Annotated in this window: 1 protein-coding gene; it reads left to right on the forward strand. The window is 58.4% G+C overall.

The window, feature by feature from the left end; genetic code table 11:
* On the forward strand, positions 1-975 hold a 975-nt coding region (locus EOA27_RS37995), incomplete at both ends, for a phospholipase D-like domain-containing protein (protein ID WP_245491374.1).

The following is a 975-nucleotide window of genomic DNA, read 5'->3' on the forward strand; positions in this document are numbered from 1 at the left end:
GGTTTGAAGCCATCAGCAGCGGCAATCCGTTGCCTTTTTTTCCGAAACGGCTCGTTCGGAAGGCAAGCTTTGTCATCGAAAGAGCGACTGGAACCTTCTTTCCGACACGAGATGTGCTGATCAAGTCTCCGCGAAAGATCGAAGCGGAGCGAAAGGTTGGTGCCGATGTCCGCGTCCTGCGCGTGGAGGGCGATGGACCGACAATGTCACAAGAGGCCAATCTCAATCGTCTTAGCGAGGTGGTGGCCCAAGGATGGGATGAACAACTCGCGTCGATCGATGGCCGCACGGCGTCAGTGCGAGACGATGAATACATGGTAGTCCGTGTCGTAGACGGGGTACCTCGGGGATTGCCTGAGGCAGCTGGTGATGAGCTGCGCCGGATTGTCGACGTGGTTGCGGCGCTTGACGTTGGCAACCCCGGCCTAACGGTCCAGTATTCGGGACCGCAATCCTCGCGGCATATGGAGCCGGTGTATCACGATTGCTCGTTTAGCCCGGAGGACCTGATCATAGGGGGCTCGGCCCAGCGTGTGGAATTCGAGAAGCTTGTTCGGGGGGCACACCAGCGGGTGATCATCCATTCGACGTTCATCAAAGCGTCGGACGTCGAAGCCCTGTTCGAGATCATACGCGCTGCATGCAGGCGCGGCGTCCGCTTCAGCGTATTCTGGGGTGCAGAATATGATGAGGAGACCGAGACTCGAAATGCGGCGGAAGCCGCTAAAATCATGGAGATGGTGGGCAAGGACGCGGATACCGCGGGCCGCTTTGTCGTCGACATGCGAACGACAGGCTCTCATGCGAAGGTGATGCTGGTCGATACGCCTTCGGGAGAGTGGCTGGCAGCCGTAAGCTCTTGCAACTGGTTGAAGTCGCCGTTTCGAAACATTGAGTTGACGGCGATACTCCGCGATCAAGCGGTTGTGGCTGATGTAATGGGCGCCTTTCAGCAGATCATCGGGAGGCGCGGCC

Source organism: Mesorhizobium sp. M2A.F.Ca.ET.037.01.1.1 (assembly GCF_003998075.1).
Taxonomy (GTDB): domain Bacteria; phylum Pseudomonadota; class Alphaproteobacteria; order Rhizobiales; family Rhizobiaceae; genus Mesorhizobium.